An 18,514-nucleotide genomic window follows, 5' to 3' on the forward strand; every position below is an offset into this window, starting at 1 on the left:
CTGTTGTTCTCCTTTATTTTCAAAATCAGATCCGGTAAGCGTGGTTCAGCGGTCCCGAGCCGTGGCCGAGATCCATCATGCTCGCGAGTGCGCCCGAAATATACTCTTTTGCAGCGGAAATGGCATCCGGAAGGGAAAGCCCCTTTGCGAGCCCCGATGCGATGGCGCTGGAGAGTGTACAGCCGGTGCCGTGTGTGTTCGGATTGTCGATGCGTTTTCCGGTGAACCAGGTAAATGTGCCGTTGTGATATAAAAGATCGTTGGCATCATTGATACTGTGGCCGCCCTTTAACAGAACGGCACAGCCGCAGGAATCCCCGATCTCTTTTGCGGCGCGTTCCATATCACTTTCCGACTGGATTTTGATGCCGGAGAGAACTTCTCCCTCTGGGATATTCGGTGTGATGACTTCGGCCAGAGGAAAGAGCAGTTTTTTCATCAGGTCAGGCACGCCGCCCGAAGCGAGCGCGGAGCCGCTTGTAGCGACGAGGACCGGGTCCACAACGATGTGTTTGGCCTGGTAGAAGCGAAGCCGTTCGGAGATGACTTCGATCAGTGCCGGGGAGGATACCATACCGATTTTGACGGCGTCCGGGAAGATGTCCGTAAAGACGGCGTCAAGCTGTGCGGCCAGAAACTCCGGTGTTACATCGAAAATACCAGAAACTCCGGTGGTATTCTGGGCGGTGAGTGCGGTAATTGCCGACATGGCGTAAACTCCGTTTGTGATCATGGTTTTGATGTCTGCCTGAATGCCGGCGCCTCCGCTGGAATCACTTCCCGCGATTGTTAATGCTGTTTTCATGTTTTTCGCGTCCATGAGAATTACTCCTTTGCATTACTTTTCTTTTTGGACAGGCGACAAAGAAAGTGGTGCCCCCAGTCTGCCGCCTGGTGTGAGGATGAATGGTTACGTAAAATTATTTGTTTTCCAGCATGCGCAGAGTCTGTTCTTTCAGATCCTTCGTTGCGGAAACAATGTCTTTCTGTGCAAAAATGGCACTGATGACGGCGATGCCGCAGATGCCGCTGCCGGAAAGCTCCGTCACGTTATCGCGTGTGATGCCGCCGATGGCGATGACAGGGATGTTAACGGCATTGCAGATAGCAGTCAGCGTTTCGTGGCTGACATCCTCCGCATCCGCCTTGGAACCGGTGTGGAAGACCGCGCCGACGCCGAGGTAATCTGCCCCGCGCTGCTCGGCGAGAATGGCCTGTTCCACGGTCTGCGCCGAAACGCCGATGATCTTGTCCGGGCCAAGCTTTGCACGGACATCGCCGGCCTCCATATCGCTCTGGCCGACATGAACGCCGTCCGCATCCATCTTAGCTGCGATTTCCACGTTATCGTTGATGACGAAAGGAACATGGTATGCGGCACAGAGTTTTTTCAGTTCCAGTGCCTCTTCCATAAAGTGATCCTGGTCAAGATTTTTTTCGCGGAGCTGGATAAACGTTGCGCCGCCCTGCAGAGCCTTTTCCACCTGGCTGTACAGTGTCTCGCCGTTCAGCCAGCTGCGGTCTGTCACAGCATATAAAAGCAGGCCTTTTTTATCGCACTTCATACTTTGCACCTTTCTCCAGCGTCTCGCCGTCCATGTGGTAGATGGCGTCGATGATGCGGTTCCGGTAGGTGGAGTTGCCGTCTTCCGGTTTCATATGGCTCCAGCCGATCTCGCCGGCAAGTCCCATCGCGCAGACAGCGGCAGCAGCGGCTTTTAACGGCTCGTCCGGGTTGGCAACGAGGTAAGCGGTCATCATGCCGGAGAGCTGGCAGCCTGTTCCGGTGATGCTTCCCATCTCGGCGCGTCCGTTGCGGATCACGTAGCAGGTGTCAGCATCGGCAACGAGGTCGATCGCTCCTGTGATGGCGACAACACAGTTGTGGTCTTTCGCAAAGTTTTTTGCAAAAGCAACGGCGCTGTCGAGGTTTTCGTCTGTTACTTTATCGGCAACGTCTGCGTCAACACCCTTTGTCGTTCCGCTTCCGAGTGCCAGTGTTTTGATTTCGGAAATATTTCCGCGGATGACGGTGAACGGGATTTTTTCCATCAGTCCGACTGCGGTCGAAGTACGTAAGTGGCTTGCGCCTGCGCCGACTGGATCGAGCAGGATTTTGTGGCCGAGCGAAGCTGCTTTTGCACCGGCACAGTACATGCCGTCGATGCTCGTTCTGTGCAGCGTTCCGATGTTGATGTTCAGACCGCCGCAGATGGAGGTGATATCCTCGACATCCTCCGGTTCATCGGACATGATCGGGCTTGCGCCGCATGCCAGCAGAATATTGGCGACATCGTTTACCGTAACGTAATTTGTGATGTTGTGTACGAGAGGGGTTGTTTTTCTGACATTGTTAAGACAAGTGCCTAACATAATTTTTTGTTCCTCCTGTGTGAGTATTTTTGCAGAAGCAAATTCCCTTGTGATACTGGAAGAACCTGTTGATGATGTGTTCATAGAGATTAAAAAAGCAGATATACGTGGAGGTATATCTGCAGAAAATGTGCATATCGTATCTCCCTACGTTGGCATTACCCAAATCAGGTTCAGGGTCTAGGAGATGCATCCTACTCTCAGCCCGCTTCGCACGCGAGCTCCCCTTTGCTTTCTGCAGACAATTATATACGTATAAAAACAATTGTGCAAGAGAAAAACGGAAGATTTTAAAAAATTTCAGAAAAATAAAAAAAACATGCAAAATATTGGAAATGTAATGTTATTTGGGTTGACAGAGGAAATAATATCAGCGTAAAATGAAGTATAAAATATGCGTGGAAGACGGGTGAAACGATGGAAGAACAAAGAAGCTTGAACTCTACCAGGACAGCCCGGAGTACACCTTCGACCTGATCCTCGTGGACGTGCATATCGCAAAGCCGATTGATGCGGAATTACTGAAAAAGAAAATTGCAGAGTATTGCAGGTGAAAAGAAGTGCCCCTGCCCGGCATCTGATGTGTGCCGGGCAGGGGATTTTGATGTGCGAATCTTATTTTTCTTCCTCCGGGTACGTATAGCCCCAGGTTCTGCGGAAGGAGGTCATCAGATCCATGACGTCCTTCGTGTAGTCGAGGTGCATGGCAGATGCATCTCCATTGATGGCGCGTTCCATGTCGGCGAGCTCATAGGCGAGTGCATCGGCGTTGTCACCGGCTTTGATGATTTCGGATTCGCCGGTGGAAGCGTCTGTGATTTTTGCTTCCCAGGCACGCGGGTACTCCATGATCTCGATAAATCCGTTCTCACAGGAAACCATGCCGCGTTTCGGCTGTTTGGAGTGGAGAGAGAGCATCACACTTGCCATCTGTCCTTCCTGATTGGTGAGAAGGAGGCCGGCCTGCTCGTCCACACCGGTCGGAGCGGGCTTTACCTGGGAAAGGAGCTGATCCGGCTTGGAGTCGAAGAACCAGCGGATGAAGGAGAGTGCGTATACGCCGATATCAAGCATCGCGCCGCCTGCGAGATTCCGGTTGAAGAAGCGGTTCTTCATGTTGTACTCTTTGAAACTGCCGAAGTTCATCGTGATCAGATTGACTCTGCCGAGACGGCCGGAGTCGAGAATTTTTTTCAGTTCTTTGTAGATCGGCATATGGTAAATCGTCATTGCCTCTCCGATGATGACACCTTTTTCTTTCGCAAGCGCTATGGCCTCGTCGAGCTCGTCACTGTTCAGCGTAATCGATTTCTCAACGAGAATGTGTTTTCCATTGGCAATCGCCTCTTTCATAAAGCCAAGATGCGTGTTGTGCGGCGTCGTGATATAAATGACATCGACCTCCGGATCGGTAAACATCTCATGGAAATCATCGTAAACTTTTCCAATTCCATATTTCTCCGCAAAAGCAGCCGCCTTCTCATGGGTCCGGTTGCCGACCGCGTAAATATTCTTTCCGTTTTTCTGCAGTGCGACCGCCATTTCATTTGCAATCACACCGCATCCGAGTACAGCCCATTTGATTTCTTTCATCGTGAGATTCTCCTATCGTATCTATTTCGCCCAGAGCGGTTCTTCGCTTCCGCTGTAGTCAAACCGTCCGTCGTTTTTCTCTTCCAGTGCTTTGATCATATGGTACGTAAATTCATTGTAAGGCGTTGGAATTCCCAGCTCTCTTCCCATGCGGATCAGCGAACCCGAGAACATATCAATTTCCGTATGGCGTCCCGCATCGAGATCCTGGAGCGTCGAGTAGCGCGCCGTCGGCGGAACCGCACTTCCGCGTCCCGAGGAGACATCCGCCTTGTTGATATCAATTCCCTTTGCCTCCGCAATCGCCATCAGTTCTGCGCGGAGTCCGTCGCTGATCGCCTTCATATGCACACTGTCGCGGTAGCAGCCGACCCCGGCACCGAGAATAGCCTGCGGCAGGTTATTGCAGACATTCAGCCGGAATTTGCTCCATATTTCCTCTAAAATACAATCGGTTGCCCGGTAATGCAGCCCTGTGCCGGAGAACAGATCCAGAACAGCCTGCACACGCTCACTGTCGTACGGCGCCGAAACTTCGCCGAAAATGATGCCGAGCGTCGCCTCAGGGTTGAAAACGTAGCCGTCATTCTCTTTATGAGAAGCTACTTTGATAACAGCATGAAGCAGATGCTCCGCACCGGCTTTTTCCGCGATGATCTCCTCACTGTCCACGCCGTTCATCAGACTCATGATCACAGTATTCTCGCCGGTAACGGCAGTGATATCGTCAAGAGCCCCCGGCAGTGCGCCGTATTTGAGCGAGACGATCAGAAAATCCACGCCGTGTGCCTCTTCCGGTGTCCATACCTCCGGGTGATAAACCGTATCGTTAATTTTGCATCCTTTGTTTTTCAGACGCTTCGCCCGTTCCCCGGACGCGATAACGCCAAGCCGGATGTCCTTTTTCTCCGAAAGCCCCCAGATCACATAAGACCCAACCGCTCCGGCGCCCAGAACAGCAACTGATTTTATTTTCATAATAGCCTCCTTTGTAACTGTTTGAATTACCCTTACTATAACAAATTTTGCGGAGATCCTCAATTTGTTTTTCAAAATAGAAAATTTCGGAAAAGGAAGCCTAAATGTGTTGACGGAGCGATAAGGTAGATTGTAGAATGAAAAGAAAATGTACGAAGACAAAATCCGGACGAAAGAAGAACAGAAGGCAAAAGAAAAACAAGAGAAGAAATAAGAAACGAAGGAGAAACGAAATTCGAACATTTCTCCTTCGTTTTTTGCACGCATTTTTACCGGGAAATCATATTCTAAGGTTAGAATGAAAAAACAGGAGAATCTGTTGATGAAAGGAAAATGGCTGACAGGTGTGCTTGTACTGGCAATGGCGGCAGTGACGCTGGCGGGATGCGGGGCAAAAGATGAGACAAAAGAAAAAGTGGAGCAGGTGACATTAAATGAGGTTGCCCACTCCATTTTTTACGCCCCGCAGTACGTGGCAATTGAGGAGGGGTATTTCGCGGACGAGGGCATTGATCTGACGCTGATAACAGGATTTGGTGCAGATAAAGTGCTGACGGCGATGATTTCCGGCGATGCGGATATCGGGTTTATGGGGGCGGAGGCAACCGTCTACGCGTACCTCGAGGGAACCGCAGACCCGGTTGTGAACTTCGCGCAGCTGACGCAGCGGGCGGGAAACTTTGTTGTGGGAAGAGAGAAAGACAACTCGTTTACCTGGGAGAAATTGAAAAACAAAGAGGTATTAGGGGGAAGAAAAGGCGGTATGCCGGAAATGGTCTTTGAGTATGTTCTGGCGCAGAAAGGGATTGATAAAAAAGACGTAAATATCAACCAGAGCATCGATTTTGGTTCCACAGCTGCCGCGTTCTCCGGCGGGCAGGGGGATTATACGATTGAATTTGAACCGTCCGCGACACTGCTCGAGCAGAAGGGCGACGGCTATGTCGTGGCATCGGTCGGAACGGAATCCGGGTATGTGCCGTATACGTCGTACAGCGTCAAACAGAGTTATCTGAAAACGCACGGCGCAACCGTAGAAAAATTCACGAAGGCACTGCAGAAGGGAATGGACTTCGTGCAGACGCACACACCGGAGGAGATTGCAGAAGTGATTGCGCCGCAGTTTGCAGAAACCGAGCTGGAAACCATCACCGCGATCGTGCGCCGCTACTATGAGCAGGATACGTGGAAAGAAAATCTGATCTTTGAGGAAGAAAGTTTTGATCTTCTGCAGGAGATTCTGGAGCAGGCGGGAGAGCTGGAGAAAAAGGCACCGTACAAGACACTCGTGACAACAAAATACGCCGAAGAGGCCGCCGCCAAAGGCTGATTCCGGCGGAATAGAAAAGCGAAAAAAGACAGAAAAAGACAGAAAAAGACACTTTTCGACATTCGTCGACAAACAGCGACATTTCGTTCGAAAAAAATAAAGAAAATTGCAAAAGAAAAGCAGAAAAATAGAGAAAAAGTATTGCAAAAAAGTAAATTTTGTTGCATACTATGAGTGTCGCATATATTTTTTACAACACAGGCATACGGAGGCGAACAGACATGAAAGTAGGTTTTATCGGCGGCGGCAACATGGCGAGTGCCATGATTGGTGGAATGATCCAAAAAGGAGTTGTATCTGCAGATGACATTCTGGTATCGGTCCGCACGGAGAAAAGTGTGGAACGCTTGACCAACCAGTTTGGAGTCCAGGCGACTATGGAGAACGAAGCGGTCGTAGCCGGATCCGATCTTGTATTCCTGGCAGTAAAGCCAAACCAAATAAAAAATATAATAAACCTCGTCAAAAACTTCATCTCACCCGAGAAGATTATCGTATCGATTCTTCCCGGTAAGTCTTTACAATGGCTGGGTACAGAAATCGGAAAACCAACAAAGTTAATTCGCACCATGCCAAACACACCAGCACTCGTCGGAGAAGGAATGACCGGCGTCTGTGCCAATGATCTCGTGACGGAGGAAGAGCTGCAGCTTGTTTTAACTCTCCTGAAAAGCTTTGGCCGCGCAGAAGTTGTTCCGGAGTATCTGATGGATACCGTCACAGGTGTCAGCGGAAGCTCGCCGGCGTACGTATTTCTTTTCCTGGAGGCTCTTGCAGATGCGGCAGTAGCCGAAGGAATGCCGAGAAAACAGGCATATGAATTTGCTGCACAGTCTGTCCTTGGAAGCGCCAAAATGCTTCTCGAGACAGGAATGCACCCGGGAGAATTAAAAGACATGGTCTGCTCGCCAGGCGGAACCACCATCGAAGCGGTTGCCGTACTGGAGCGGGAGAAGCTGAGAAGTGCTGTTATTGATGCAACACGAGCCTGCATCCGGAAATCAAAGGGAGTGGATTAGAAGGAGCAGCACCGCCGCTTTGACAGAATGACGCTAATGTGAAAGCAGCAAAAATAAAGAATGTATGCACAAAAAACAAACCAAAACAAGCAAAAAGCAAGCACAAAAAAGAGTAAAAAAACAAACGAGCGGAAAAATCCCGGCAGCCGTGGAAAAGGCACCGGGATTTTTTCTGGTAATTTATAGTTTTTTTCCTTTACTGAGCGTACTGTTGTGATAATCGGAAGAATAGGTTACATCCTTTCCAAACCATACCGGAGGAACAAAGGCGTTTGCGGATGCTTCGTCCGGAAACTCCACCTCTGCGAGGTAAAGGCCTTCATACGGCGCATCAAAGACATCGAGCTCGATCGTCAGATCCGTTCCGGTAAGCGGCAGCAGATAGCGTGTTTTTGAGATAAGAACGCCGTCTGCCTTTTCCCGCAGATGCAGGTAGGATTCCTTTGTGAGCGGAAGATTATACTCTTCACGCACCATCAGCCCTTTTGACTTGTAGGTCAGATAATATTCGTCGTCAGAGCGGCGGATGCGGACAACCGGTTCGGTGGAAAGATAGCCCTGCTCGATTTTTTTACATGGATAGCTTGTAAGATTTTCCGGAAGCTGATCCAGAAGGTATTTGCGTTCGATTTCCATAAAAGAGACTCCTTCTCGTGATTGCATCACTGCTTTTTTCAAGAGTTTACCATGCTTTTCCCGTGATGTTAAGCGAAATCCGGCTTTTTGCGAAAAAAGTCCTGAAATTTTTATGAAATGCAAGCATTCTGCGGAAAAATGTGGTATAATAGCGGCGGTTTGTTACAAAGAAAAGCAGAGAATATCACGTGACAAAACACACGAGACTGATCATACAACACAGGAGGACAAAACCATGGCAAAGATTTATGTATTTCTGGCAGACGGATGTGAAGAGATTGAGGCACTGACCCCGGTGGATCTGCTGCGCAGAGCCGGAGAAGACGTATGCACCGTTTCTATTATGGGAAGAAAAGAAGTAACAGGATCCCACAAAATCACCATTCTTGCAGATGAAACCATCGAAGAGGGAGAGTTTGATGACGGAGACATGCTGGTACTTCCGGGCGGAATGCCGGGTACATTAAATCTGGCCGGAAACGAGACGCTCGCAGCGCTGATCCGTTCCTATGACGATCAGGGAAAGAAACTGGCAGCCATCTGCGCAGCGCCGAGCATCCTTGGTGTGATGGGCATCTTAAAAGATAAAAACGCTGTCTGCTTCCCGGGATTTGAAGAAAAGCTGGCAGGCGCAAACGTACTCGATGTACCGGCAGTCACCGACAAAAATGTGACCACCGGCCGCGGCATGGGAGCAGCCACTGACTTCGCACTGGAGCTGATCCGTGTTCTGCAGGGAGAGGACAAAGCAAAAGAAATGGCGGAAAAAATCGTATTTCATTGCTAAAAAAAAAGCCTAAAAACCACAGAAATATAAAAAATCACTGGCGTTTTTGAAAAGAGTATGCTATACTCGATAAATGACTGTAGAATGGAGAGGTGTGCAGGTTTTCTGCCGCTTTTCAGATAAATCAAGGAGGAAATTGATAAAATGAGTGTACAGGTCGAAAATTTAGAAAAGAATATGGCCAAACTTACCATTGAGGTTCCGGCTGAAGAATTAGAGAAAGCACTGGAGAAAGCTTACCAGAAACAGAAAAAGAACATCAGCGTTCCGGGCTTCCGTAAAGGAAAAGTTCCGAGAGCTATGGTAGAAAAAATGTATGGCCCGGCAGTATTCTATGAGGATGCTGTAAACAGCCTTGTTCCGGAAGAGTATTCCAAAGCAGCAGAAGAGAGCAAACTGGACATCGTATCCCGTCCGGAGATCAACGTAGAGCAGATCGAAAAAGGCAAAGCTTTCATCTTTACCGCAACTGTAGCAGTAAAACCGGAAGTTACCCTTGGCGAGTACAAAGGTCTGGAAGTAGCAAAAGCTGACACAACCGTTACAGATGAAGAAGTAGAAGCTGAGCTGAAAAAAGAGCAGGAGAAAAATGCAAGAACCATCAATGTAGAGGATCGTCCGGCAGCAGACGGAGATACCGTTACACTTGACTTCGAAGGTTCTGTAGACGGCGTTCCGTTCGACGGCGGCGCTGGAAAAGATTATCCGCTGACCCTTGGCTCCCATTCCTTCATTCCGGGATTCGAAGAGCAGCTCGTTGGCGCAGCTCTGGAAGAGGAGAAGGAAGTAAACGTTACTTTCCCAGAGGATTATCAGGCAGAAGAGCTTGCTGGAAAAGCAGCAGTATTCAAATGCACCATCCACAAAATCGAAGCAAAAGAGCTTCCGGCACTTGATGACGACTTCGCAAAAGACGTTTCCGAGTTCGATACTCTGGATGAGTACAAAAAAGAAATCAAAGACAACCTGACCAAGAAAAAAGAAGAGCAGGCTAAGACAGAAAAAGAGAACGCTGTCGTAGATAAAGCAGTAGAGAACGCAACAATGGAGATTCCGGAAGCTATGATCGATACGCAGGTAGAGAACATGGTTGACGATTTCGCAAGAAGAATCCAGTCCCAGGGTCTGTCCATGGAGCAGTACATGCAGTTTACAGGCGCTACCGTTGATTCCTTAAAAGAGCAGATGAAACCGCAGGCTGTTAAGAGAATCGAGAGCAGACTGGTACTTGAGAAAGTTGCAGAAGCAGAGAACATCCAGATCAGCGATGAGAAGCTGGACGAAGAGCTGGCTAAAATGGCTGAAATGTACAAAATGGAGCTGGATAAATTCAAAGAGCTCGTTGGCGAATATGAGAAAGAGCAGATGAAGAAAGATCTCGCTGTTCAGGAAGCAGTAACTCTCATGGCCGACAGCGCAAAAGAGGCGTAAGACCTCGGAAAGAGAGGCAATTGAATGAGTTTTGTACCTTATGTCATCGAGCAGACAAGCAGGGGAGAGAGAAGTTACGATATTTATTCAAGACTGCTGAACGACCGTATTATTTTTCTGGGAGAGGAAGTCACTGACGTATCGGCAAACCTGATCGTTGCACAGCTTCTGTTCCTGGAGTCTGAAGATCCGGGAAAAGATATCCACATGTATATCAACAGTCCGGGAGGTTCTGTAAGCGCAGGACTTGCTATCTACGATACGATGCAGTACATCAAATGTGATGTATCCACGATCTGTATCGGTATGGCTGCCAGCATGGGAGCATTCCTTCTTGCCGGCGGTACCAAAGGAAAGAGAATGGCTCTGCCAAACTCTGAAATCATGATTCATCAGCCATCCGGCGGTGCACAGGGTCAGGCAACCGAGATCAAAATCGTTGCAGAACAGATTCTGAAAACCAAACGGAAATTAAATGAAATTCTGGCGGCAAATACAGGAAAACCGCTGGAACAGATTGAGATCGATACCGAGCGTGACAACTACATGTCCGCAGAGGAAGCAAAAGCATACGGTCTGATTGATAATGTAATTACGAACCGATAAGAGAGGAAAGGTGTCCAAAAGCGTAGTTCCGGCAATGAGGCTTTTGTGGCACCTTTTGCCTTATCCGGCGATAAGGTTTAGTTGTAATATGTTGAAAGGAAGAAAACGATGGCTATAAAAGGGAATGATACCAAGATCCGCTGCTCTTTCTGCGGAAAGACAGAAGACCAGGTACGCAAGCTGATCGCAGGCCCGGACGGGGCATACATCTGTGATGACTGCGTGGCAATCTGCTCGGAGATCATTCAGGAAGAATTTGAGGATCTGTACGGCGAGCAGGATACCGACGAGATCAACCTGATCAAACCAAAGGAAATCAAAGCATTTCTGGATGACTACGTAATCGGACAGGATGAGGCGAAAAAAGTGCTCTCCGTTGCTGTTTACAACCATTACAAACGAGTGCTTTCCGGTGCATCCTCCGACATCGAACTGCAGAAGAGCAACATTCTGATGCTCGGACCGACCGGTTCCGGAAAAACGTATCTGCACAGACACTGGCCAAACTGATCAACGTTCCGTTTGCAATTGCAGACGCAACGGCGCTCACCGAGGCAGGTTATGTCGGCGAGGACGTAGAAAACATTCTGCTCCGCCTCATTCAGGCAGCAGACTATGATATCGAGCGCGCTGAGCACGGCATCATCTACATCGATGAGATCGATAAAATCACAAGAAAATCTGAAAACGCTTCGATCACACGAGATGTTTCCGGCGAGGGTGTACAGCAGGCACTGCTGAAAATCCTGGAGGGAACTGTAGCTTCCGTTCCGCCGCAGGGCGGAAGAAAGCATCCGCATCAGGAGTTTATTCAGATTGATACGACGAATATCCTCTTTATCTGCGGCGGTGCATTCGAAGGACTCGAGAAGATCATCGAGACGAGACAGGATACAAAATCCATTGGATTCAACAATCCGATTGGGCATGCCAAGGATGAAAATGTCGGAGATCTGCTCCGTCAGGTCATGCCGCAGGATCTGACCAAGTTCGGCCTGATTCCGGAGTTTGTCGGACGTGTGCCGATTGTCGTTACGTTAAATTCTCTGGATGAGACGGCCCTGATGAAGATTCTGGTTGAGCCGAAGAATTCTCTGGTCAAACAGTACAAGAAGCTGTTTGAGCTGGACGGCGTACAGCTTGACTTCAAAGAAGATGCACTCGAAGCGATTGCAAAGAAATCCCTGGAGCGGAAAACAGGCGCCAGAGGTCTCCGCGCAATCATGGAAGATACGATGATGGATCTGATGTATGAGATCCCGTCGGACAATACGACAAAAGAATGCGTCATCACCAAGGACGCTGTAGAAAAGAAGGCGGAGCCGGAGATTATTCACGGCGAACCGGCCCCTGTTCCACGGCGGAATATGGGAAGAAGATCCGGAAGACCGGAAACCGCCTGAAAAACGCAGGAGGAAACTTAAATGGAAGAAGTGACAAAAGTATTACCGGCGATTGCGCTGCGTGGAACAACGATTCTGCCGGATATGATTGTACATTTTGATATCAGCAGACCTAAATCGGTTCGTGCGGTCGAGGAGGCGATGCTGGGAGACCAGAAAATTTTCCTGATTACACAGAAAGACCCGGATACGGAAGTACCGGGTCTGCTTGATGTGTATAAAATTGGAACAATTGCGGTCATCAAACAGGTTGTGAGAATGCCAAAGGATGTTCTTCGGATTCTCGTAGAAGCAGAAAGACGCGCAGAACTGCTGAACTTCGAGGAAGAGGAGAGCGAGTATCTCCGCGCCGAGGTGGCGCTGTTTACCGGCTCGGACGAAATGCAGTTTTCCGATATCGAGCAGGAGGCAATGCTGCGCAACTTAAAAGAGCTGTTTGCCGTCTACTGCGAGCAGACGCAGAAAGTCAGCAAGGAACTGGCAGGCCAGATCCTCGGAACCGAAGAAGTCGGAAAGCTGGTGGACCAGATCTGCATGAATCTGCCCCTCGACTACGTAAACCGCCAGAAACTGCTGGAGGCTGTGGAGCTTTCCGAGCGGTATGATACGCTCTGCGTCATGATCGCCAACGAGATTCAGATTCAGGAGATCCGTTCGGAGATTCAGGGAAAAATCAAAGAGCGGATTGATAAGAATCAGCGTGATTATATTCTGCGCGAGCAGCTTAAAGTCATCCGCGAGGAACTCGGCGAGGACAATTCCCGGACCGAGATTGAAAATTATAAGAAGCAGCTTGAGAAGCTCAAAGCTTCCAAAGAGGTAAAAGAGCGGATTTCCGAGGAGATCCACCGTCTGGAAAATTCGGCCAACAATCCGTCCGAGGCAGGCGTGATCCGCGGCTATATCGAGACACTGCTGGGGCTTCCGTGGGATAAGGCATCCCGTGACAATCAAGATCTGGCAAGAGCACGCGAGATTCTGGAGGAAGATCACTACGGTCTTTCGAAAGTAAAAGAGAGAATCCTCGAATTCCTGGCCGTACGCACCCTGACGAAGAAAGGCGAGAGCCCGATTCTCTGCCTGGCAGGCCCTCCGGGAACCGGTAAGACCTCGATTGCGAGAAGTGTGGCGCGAGCCTGAATAAAAAATACGTCCGCATCTGTCTCGGCGGTGTGCGGGATGAGGCGGAGATCCGCGGCCACAGAAGAACCTACATCGGCGCGATGCCGGGACGCATTGCGGCGGGACTCCATCAGGCGAAGGTGAAAAATCCGTTGATGCTGCTCGACGAGATCGACAAAGTAAGTGCAGATTACAAGGGAGATACCTCTTCCGCACTTCTTGAGGTCCTCGATTCCGAGCAGAATAATAAATTTGCCGATCATTACGTAGAGCTTCCGATCGACCTTTCGGAGGTGCTCTTTATTGCAACCGCAAATGATATTCAGAACATTCCGCGTCCGCTGCTGGACCGTATGGAAGTGATTGAAATTTCAAGCTATACGGAAAACGAGAAGTTCCATATCGCAAAAGAACATCTCGTTCCGAAGCAGAAGAAGGCGAACGGTCTGAAAGAAGCACAGCTTGTGATCGAGGATGAGGCGTTGATGGAAGTGATCAGCGGCTACACCAGAGAGGCCGGTGTCCGCTCCCTGGAGCGCCAGATCGGCAGAATCTGCAGAAAGAGCGCGAGAAAGATTCTCGAGGAACAGGTAAAAGAGGTTGTTGTGACGAAAGAAAATCTGGAAGAGTTCCTCGGAAAAGAGAGGTATGAGTTCCAGCCGGCCAACGAAAAACCGGAGATTGGTATTGTGCGCGGTCTTGCCTGGACGGCAGTCGGCGGCGATACGCTGCAGATCGAGGTCAATGTGATGCCGGGAAAAGGAGAGTTTCTGCTGACTGGCCAGCTCGGCGATGTGATGAAGGAGTCTGCGCAGGCGGGCATCAGCTTTATTCGTTCCGTGGCAGAGCAGTATGAGATTCCGAAAGAATTTTTCGAGAAACACGACATCCACATTCATATTCCGGAGGGAGCCGTTCCAAAAGATGGCCCGTCTGCCGGTATTACGATGGCGACGGCGATGGTTTCCGCGATCACAAAGGTTCCGGTAAAAGCAGACGTTGCGATGACCGGAGAGATTACGCTCCGCGGCCGTGTGCTTCCGATCGGCGGCTTAAAAGAGAAGCTGCTGGCGGCAAAGAAAGCCGGTATCCATATGGTTCTCGTTCCGGAGAAAAATGAGCCGGATGTCAGAGAACTGGATGCGGAGATCACAGACGGACTGCAGATCGAATTTGTCGGCAGCATGGAACAGGTATTAAAACTGGCACTTGTGGAAAAGAAGTAAGGCCAGAAGATGCAAAAAACAGGAGAAGAAAAGTATGGTAATTAAACAGGTAGAGCTGCAGCACGTCTGCGGAATCACCAGTAAACTGCCGGATACCGGTCAGGTGGAAGTGGCATTTGCGGGAAAATCCAATGTTGGAAAATCTTCTCTCATCAATGCCCTGATGAATCGGAAATCACTGGCGCGTACCAGTGCGCAGCCGGGAAAAACACAGACGATCAACTACTACCACATCAATGAGGAAATGTATCTGGTGGATCTGCCGGGATACGGTTTTGCGAGAGCCTCCGAGGAGGTTAAAGCAAAATGGGGCAAGCTGATCGAGGATTATCTGCATCAGTCAAAAATGCTGCACGCAGTATTTCTTCTGATTGATATCCGTCATGCACCGTCCAACAACGATCGCATCATGTACGACTGGATTCTTCGAAACGGCTATCAGCCGATCATCATTGCGACGAAGCTGGACAAGATCAAGCGCAGTCAGCTTCAGAAGCAGATCAAGCTGATCCGCGAGACGCTGGAGGTTGAGAAAGATACGATTGTGATTCCGTTTTCAGCAGAGACAAAACAGGGACGCGAGGAGATCTGGAATCTGATTGATGAAATCCGCTCGGATGCAGAAGAAAGCGGGGAATAATGTCATGGGTATGATACGTGCGGCAGGCCTTGGGTATGAATACCTCCGTTACGAGGAGGAAGGACAGGAGCCGGAAGTAACAAAAGCGATCGAGGACGTCAGTCTGGAAATCCAGAAAGGTCAGTTTATTGCGGTGCTCGGGCATAACGGAAGCGGAAAATCAACGCTTGCGAAACATATCAACGCTCTGCTGGTGCCTACAGAAGGCACCATGTGGGTGGACGATATGAAGACGACAGATGAGGAGGATGTCTGGAAGATCCGCCAGAAAGCCGGTATGGTATTCCAGAACCCGGATAACCAGATCATCGGAAATGTGGTGGAAGAGGATGTCGGCTTTGGACCGGAAAATCTGGGTGTCCCGACCGATGAAATCTGGAAACGGGTGGAGGAGAGCCTTACGGCGACTGGGATGATTTCATACCGGGCCCACTCTCCGAATAAGCTCTCGGGAGGTCAGAAACAGAGGGTTGCAATTGCCGGAGTGATGGCTATGCAGCCGGAGTGTATCGTCCTCGATGAACCAACCGCGATGCTGGATCCGAACGGACGAAAAGAGGTTCTTCGCGCTGTGCGTAAGCTGAATGAAGAAAAGGGCGTTACGGTTATTCTGATTACGCATTACATGGAAGAGGTTGTTTTTGCGGACCGTGTGTTCGTTATGGACAACGGTAAGCTGGTAATGCAGGGGACACCAAGGGAGATTTTTTCCGAAGTGGAGAAATTAAAAGAACTCCGTCTCGATGTACCCCAAGTGACACTGTTGGCTTATGAATTGAGAAAAAATGGTGTAGATCTCCCGGAGGGAATTTTGACCATTGAAGAACTGGTGAATGCATTATGTCATTGAAACTTGAAGATGTAACGTACACATACAGCCCGGGAACGGCATATGAAATGCACGCCCTGGAGCATATCAATCTTGAAATTCCGAATGGCCAGTTTGTTGGGATTATCGGCCATACGGGAAGCGGAAAATCGACGCTTGTGCAGCATTTGAACGGTCTGATCCGCCCGACATTGGGACGGGTGCTGTATAACGGAGAGGATATCTGGAAAGAAGGATATCCGCTAAGAGAGCTCCGAAGCCATGTAGGACTGGTTTTTCAGTACCCGGAGCATCAGCTTTTTGAGACGGATGTGATCACAGATGTCTGCTTCGGACCGAAAAATCAGGGACTTTCACCGGAGGAATGCAGAAAACGGGCGGAAGAGGCGTTGGATCATGTCGGATTTCCAAAGGAAATGTATGAAAAATCGCCGTTTGAACTCTCCGGAGGTCAGAAACGTCGTGTTGCGATTGCCGGTGTGCTTGCCATGAACCCGGATTTTCTGGTGCTTGACGAGCCGACGGCGGGCCTTGATCCGAAGGGACGCGATGAAATCCTCGATCAGCTTGCATTGCTGCATAAGACGCGCGGCATTTCGGTTGTGCTCGTATCGCACAGCATGGAGGATATTGCAAAATATGTAGAGCGGATTATTGTCATGAACCACGGTCATGTGGCGTTTGACGATACACCGAAGAAAGTCTTCGCTCACTATAAAGAGCTCGAGAAAATCGGTCTTGCGGCGCCGCAGATGACGTATATTATGCATGCGCTAAAGGAACACGGCATGGACGTGGACGTAACGGCGACGACGGTTGAGGAGGCACGCGATACGATTCTTGCGGCACTGGAAAGTCAGAAGAAAAACGGGAAAAAAGGAGCAGAAGTATGTTAAGAGATATTACTCTGGGACAGTATTACCCGGCAGATTCCATTCTGCACCGGCTTGACCCGCGTGTGAAATTTGTAGGAACGATCGTTTATGTCGTTTCCCTCTTTTTGTTCCACAATTGGGGCTATCTGCTTGGAACCGTATTCCTTGCGGTGATGATTAAACTGTCGAAGGTACCGTTCAAATTTATCACGAAGGGTCTGAAATCAATTTTTGTGCTGCTCGCGATTACGATGGTGTTTAACATCTTATTTACGCCGGGTGAGGTGCTCGTCCGTATCTGGAAAATTACGATCACCCGTGAGGGTGTGGCTATGGCATGCCGTATGTCGGTGCGTCTGATTTTCCTGATGATCGGCTCTTCGCTGATGACGCTGACGACAACACCGAACCAGCTGACGGATGCACTCGAAAGCCTGCTCGGACCATTGAAAAAAATCCATGTGCCGGTGCATGAGATTTCCATGATGATGTCAATCGCACTCCGTTTTATCCCGATTCTCCTGGAAGAGACAGACAAGATTATGAAAGCGCAGATGGCGCGCGGCGCGGATTTTGAGAGCGGAAATATTATCCAGAGAGTAAAGAACATGGTGCCGCTTCTGGTGCCGCTGTTTATTTCAGCCTTCCGCCGTGCAAATGATCTGGCGCTGGCGATGGAAGCACGCTGCTACCATGGAGGAGAGGGAAGAACACAGATGAAACCGCTTCGGTATCAGACGCGCGATTATGCAGCGTATGGCGTTCTTATGGCATACCTTGTGTGCAGTATCGGCCTTCGCGTGTGCGGACTCTGACTTTGACGAAAACGGAGGAGAAGAATGCGCAGAATTAAGCTGATTGTAGCGTATGACGGCACAAATTACTGTGGATGGCAGGTGCAGCCAAACGGCATTACAGTACAGGAAGTATTAAATCAGGCTCTTTCCGATCTCTTTGCGAAAAAAATTGCCTGCATCGGCGCAAGCCGGACCGACGCCGGGGTACATGCTCTCGGCAATGTTGCGGTATTTGATACGGATGCGAGAATGCCGGCGGACCGTATCGCATTTGCACTCAACACACGGCTTCCGGCAGATATCCGTATTCAGGGATCATCCGAAGTACCGCCAGACTTTCACCCGCGTTTTACCGCAACAGTCAAAACATATGAGTACAGGATTTTGAACCGCACATTTGCAGATCCGACGCGGAGACTGAATTCCTATTTCTGGTACGGCCCGCTGGATGTGGATGCGATGCGGCAGGCAGCATCGTATCTGGTTGGCATGCATGATTTTAAAAGCTTTGCAACAGCCAAACCGGAGGTGACCGACACGGTCCGTACCATCTATGAAACGAGTTTGGAAAAAGAAGACGATCTGATCCGCTTCCGGATCACTGGAAACGGTTTTCTCTACAATATGGTGCGGATTATCACCGGAACACTGCTTGAGGTTGGAAAGGGTGATTATCCGCCGGAGAAAGTAAAAGAAATCCTTGCGGCGAAGGATCGAAAAATGGCGGGAGCAACGGCAAGGCCGGAGGGGCTGACCCTGGTGCAGATCCGGTATCCCGAATGGGATTTCGAGTAAAGACATAAGTGGTCTGTATTTTCCGCAAAACGGGACTCGCAGTTTGCGAAAAAATGCAAAATATGGGTAAAAAA

Annotated in this window: 16 protein-coding genes, 2 pseudogenes and 1 riboswitch; of the genes and pseudogenes, 12 read left to right on the forward strand and 6 right to left on the reverse strand. The window is 49.6% G+C overall.

From position 1 onward, the window contains the following. Positions 1–25 precede the first annotated feature (25 nt). The 5 genes from thiD to DXA93_RS07960 all read right to left on the reverse strand — a co-directional run bounded on the left by thiD (position 26) and on the right by DXA93_RS07960 (position 4,944). The gene (gene thiD / locus DXA93_RS07940) at positions 26–805 is read right to left on the reverse strand and encodes a bifunctional hydroxymethylpyrimidine kinase/phosphomethylpyrimidine kinase (RefSeq protein WP_055219891.1); all 780 of its coding nucleotides are present in this window, start codon (positions 803–805) and stop codon (positions 26–28) included. A 115-nt stretch (positions 806–920) separates the two neighbouring features. Next, positions 921–1,565: a thiamine phosphate synthase gene (gene thiE / locus DXA93_RS07945; RefSeq protein ID WP_055219828.1), complete on the reverse strand. Its 645-nt coding sequence runs from the start codon at positions 1,563–1,565 to the stop codon at positions 921–923. Beyond that, complete coding sequence (thiM, locus tag DXA93_RS07950) at positions 1,552–2,373, reverse strand: hydroxyethylthiazole kinase (RefSeq protein ID WP_119208034.1); 822 nt, start codon at positions 2,371–2,373, stop codon at positions 1,552–1,554. Before thiM ends, thiE begins: the two co-directional genes overlap by 14 nt. Positions 2,374–2,499: 126 nt before the next feature. Then, a riboswitch (TPP riboswitch) is annotated at positions 2,500–2,611 on the reverse strand. A 377-nt stretch (positions 2,612–2,988) separates the two neighbouring features. Further along, the gene (locus tag DXA93_RS07955; protein ID WP_055226934.1) at positions 2,989–3,966 is read right to left on the reverse strand and encodes a Gfo/Idh/MocA family protein; all 978 of its coding nucleotides are present in this window, start codon (positions 3,964–3,966) and stop codon (positions 2,989–2,991) included. A gap of 21 nt (positions 3,967–3,987) precedes the next feature. Next, entirely contained in the window at positions 3,988–4,944 is a 957-nt protein-coding gene (locus DXA93_RS07960) for a ketopantoate reductase family protein (RefSeq protein WP_055265747.1), read from the reverse strand. A gap of 322 nt (positions 4,945–5,266) precedes the next feature. Between DXA93_RS07960 and DXA93_RS07965 the strand changes: the two genes are divergently transcribed. Next, positions 5,267–6,274 carry an ABC transporter substrate-binding protein gene (locus DXA93_RS07965; protein ID WP_055226931.1) on the forward strand — a complete coding sequence of 336 codons (1,008 nt, stop codon included), beginning with the start codon at positions 5,267–5,269 and terminating at the stop codon, positions 6,272–6,274. Between the two features lie 221 nt (positions 6,275–6,495). After that, positions 6,496–7,293, forward strand: coding sequence for a pyrroline-5-carboxylate reductase (gene proC, locus DXA93_RS07970; RefSeq protein ID WP_118749893.1), 798 nt, complete (start codon positions 6,496–6,498; stop codon positions 7,291–7,293). A 180-nt stretch (positions 7,294–7,473) separates the two neighbouring features. On the opposite strand, the gene DXA93_RS07975 is transcribed toward proC, so the two are convergent. After that, positions 7,474–7,929, reverse strand: coding sequence for a CYTH domain-containing protein (locus DXA93_RS07975; protein WP_022461346.1), 456 nt, complete (start codon positions 7,927–7,929; stop codon positions 7,474–7,476). A 235-nt stretch (positions 7,930–8,164) separates the two neighbouring features. Here DXA93_RS07975 and DXA93_RS07980 point away from each other — a divergent pair, with 235 nt between their 5' ends. From DXA93_RS07980 to truA, 10 genes and pseudogenes are all read left to right on the forward strand, one after another. Then, the gene (locus DXA93_RS07980) at positions 8,165–8,716 is read left to right on the forward strand and encodes a DJ-1 family glyoxalase III (protein ID WP_055219893.1); all 552 of its coding nucleotides are present in this window, start codon (positions 8,165–8,167) and stop codon (positions 8,714–8,716) included. Positions 8,717–8,860: 144 nt separating this feature from the next. Next, the gene (gene tig, locus DXA93_RS07985) at positions 8,861–10,147 is read left to right on the forward strand and encodes a trigger factor (RefSeq protein ID WP_022461348.1); all 1,287 of its coding nucleotides are present in this window, start codon (positions 8,861–8,863) and stop codon (positions 10,145–10,147) included. Positions 10,148–10,171: 24 nt separating this feature from the next. Next, positions 10,172–10,753, forward strand: coding sequence for an ATP-dependent Clp endopeptidase proteolytic subunit ClpP (gene clpP / locus DXA93_RS07990; protein ID WP_022461349.1), 582 nt, complete (start codon positions 10,172–10,174; stop codon positions 10,751–10,753). Positions 10,754–10,861: 108 nt separating this feature from the next. Then, positions 10,862–12,156 (forward strand): annotated as a pseudogene (gene clpX / locus DXA93_RS07995) (ATP-dependent Clp protease ATP-binding subunit ClpX). Between the two features lie 21 nt (positions 12,157–12,177). Further along, positions 12,178–14,504 (forward strand): annotated as a pseudogene (lon, locus tag DXA93_RS20550) (endopeptidase La). A gap of 34 nt (positions 14,505–14,538) precedes the next feature. After that, a complete protein-coding gene (gene yihA, locus DXA93_RS08005) occupies positions 14,539–15,144 on the forward strand; it encodes a ribosome biogenesis GTP-binding protein YihA/YsxC (RefSeq protein WP_055226925.1) in 606 nt (201 codons plus the stop codon). A 4-nt stretch (positions 15,145–15,148) separates the two neighbouring features. Then, positions 15,149–15,994 (forward strand): energy-coupling factor transporter ATPase, encoded by an 846-nt coding sequence (locus tag DXA93_RS08010; RefSeq protein ID WP_055219895.1) that lies wholly within the window; start codon positions 15,149–15,151, stop codon positions 15,992–15,994. Further along, a complete protein-coding gene (locus tag DXA93_RS08015) occupies positions 15,985–16,869 on the forward strand; it encodes an energy-coupling factor transporter ATPase (protein WP_055265743.1) in 885 nt (294 codons plus the stop codon). The genes DXA93_RS08010 and DXA93_RS08015 overlap by 10 nt, the downstream gene beginning before the upstream one ends. Further along, on the forward strand, positions 16,863–17,663 hold the full coding sequence (locus DXA93_RS08020; protein ID WP_055265741.1) for an energy-coupling factor transporter transmembrane component T family protein: 801 nt from the start codon (positions 16,863–16,865) through the stop codon (positions 17,661–17,663). The genes DXA93_RS08015 and DXA93_RS08020 overlap by 7 nt, the downstream gene beginning before the upstream one ends. A 24-nt stretch (positions 17,664–17,687) precedes the next feature. Continuing rightward, entirely contained in the window at positions 17,688–18,440 is a 753-nt protein-coding gene (truA, locus tag DXA93_RS08025; RefSeq protein ID WP_055226919.1) for a tRNA pseudouridine(38-40) synthase TruA, read from the forward strand. Positions 18,441–18,514 lie beyond the last annotated feature (74 nt).

The organism is Blautia sp. OF09-25XD, assembly GCF_003482095.1.
GTDB classification, from domain to species: Bacteria; Bacillota; Clostridia; order Lachnospirales; family Lachnospiraceae; genus Fusicatenibacter; species Fusicatenibacter saccharivorans.

Bases quoted from the DNA above. Each gene is read 5' to 3' on its own strand.
- DXA93_RS08020 (WP_055265741.1), top strand. From the start codon at position 16,863: ATGTTAAGAGATATTACTCTGGGACAGTATTACCCGGCAGATTCCATT.
- DXA93_RS07965 (WP_055226931.1), top strand. From the start codon at position 5,267: ATGAAAGGAAAATGGCTGACAGGTGTGCTTGTACTGGCAATGGCGGCA.
- DXA93_RS07955 (WP_055226934.1), bottom strand. From the start codon at position 3,966: ATGAAAGAAATCAAATGGGCTGTACTCGGATGCGGTGTGATTGCAAAT.
- DXA93_RS07975 (WP_022461346.1), bottom strand. From the start codon at position 7,929: ATGGAAATCGAACGCAAATACCTTCTGGATCAGCTTCCGGAAAATCTT.
- thiE (WP_055219828.1), bottom strand. From the start codon at position 1,565: ATGAAGTGCGATAAAAAAGGCCTGCTTTTATATGCTGTGACAGACCGC.
- yihA (WP_055226925.1), top strand. From the start codon at position 14,539: ATGGTAATTAAACAGGTAGAGCTGCAGCACGTCTGCGGAATCACCAGT.
- clpP (WP_022461349.1), top strand. From the start codon at position 10,172: ATGAGTTTTGTACCTTATGTCATCGAGCAGACAAGCAGGGGAGAGAGA.
- DXA93_RS08015 (WP_055265743.1), top strand. From the start codon at position 15,985: ATGTCATTGAAACTTGAAGATGTAACGTACACATACAGCCCGGGAACG.
- thiM (WP_119208034.1), bottom strand. From the start codon at position 2,373: ATGTTAGGCACTTGTCTTAACAATGTCAGAAAAACAACCCCTCTCGTA.
- DXA93_RS08010 (WP_055219895.1), top strand. From the start codon at position 15,149: ATGGGTATGATACGTGCGGCAGGCCTTGGGTATGAATACCTCCGTTAC.
- tig (WP_022461348.1), top strand. From the start codon at position 8,861: ATGAGTGTACAGGTCGAAAATTTAGAAAAGAATATGGCCAAACTTACC.
- thiD (WP_055219891.1), bottom strand. From the start codon at position 805: ATGAAAACAGCATTAACAATCGCGGGAAGTGATTCCAGCGGAGGCGCC.
- DXA93_RS07980 (WP_055219893.1), top strand. From the start codon at position 8,165: ATGGCAAAGATTTATGTATTTCTGGCAGACGGATGTGAAGAGATTGAG.
- truA (WP_055226919.1), top strand. From the start codon at position 17,688: ATGCGCAGAATTAAGCTGATTGTAGCGTATGACGGCACAAATTACTGT.
- proC (WP_118749893.1), top strand. From the start codon at position 6,496: ATGAAAGTAGGTTTTATCGGCGGCGGCAACATGGCGAGTGCCATGATT.
- DXA93_RS07960 (WP_055265747.1), bottom strand. From the start codon at position 4,944: ATGAAAATAAAATCAGTTGCTGTTCTGGGCGCCGGAGCGGTTGGGTCT.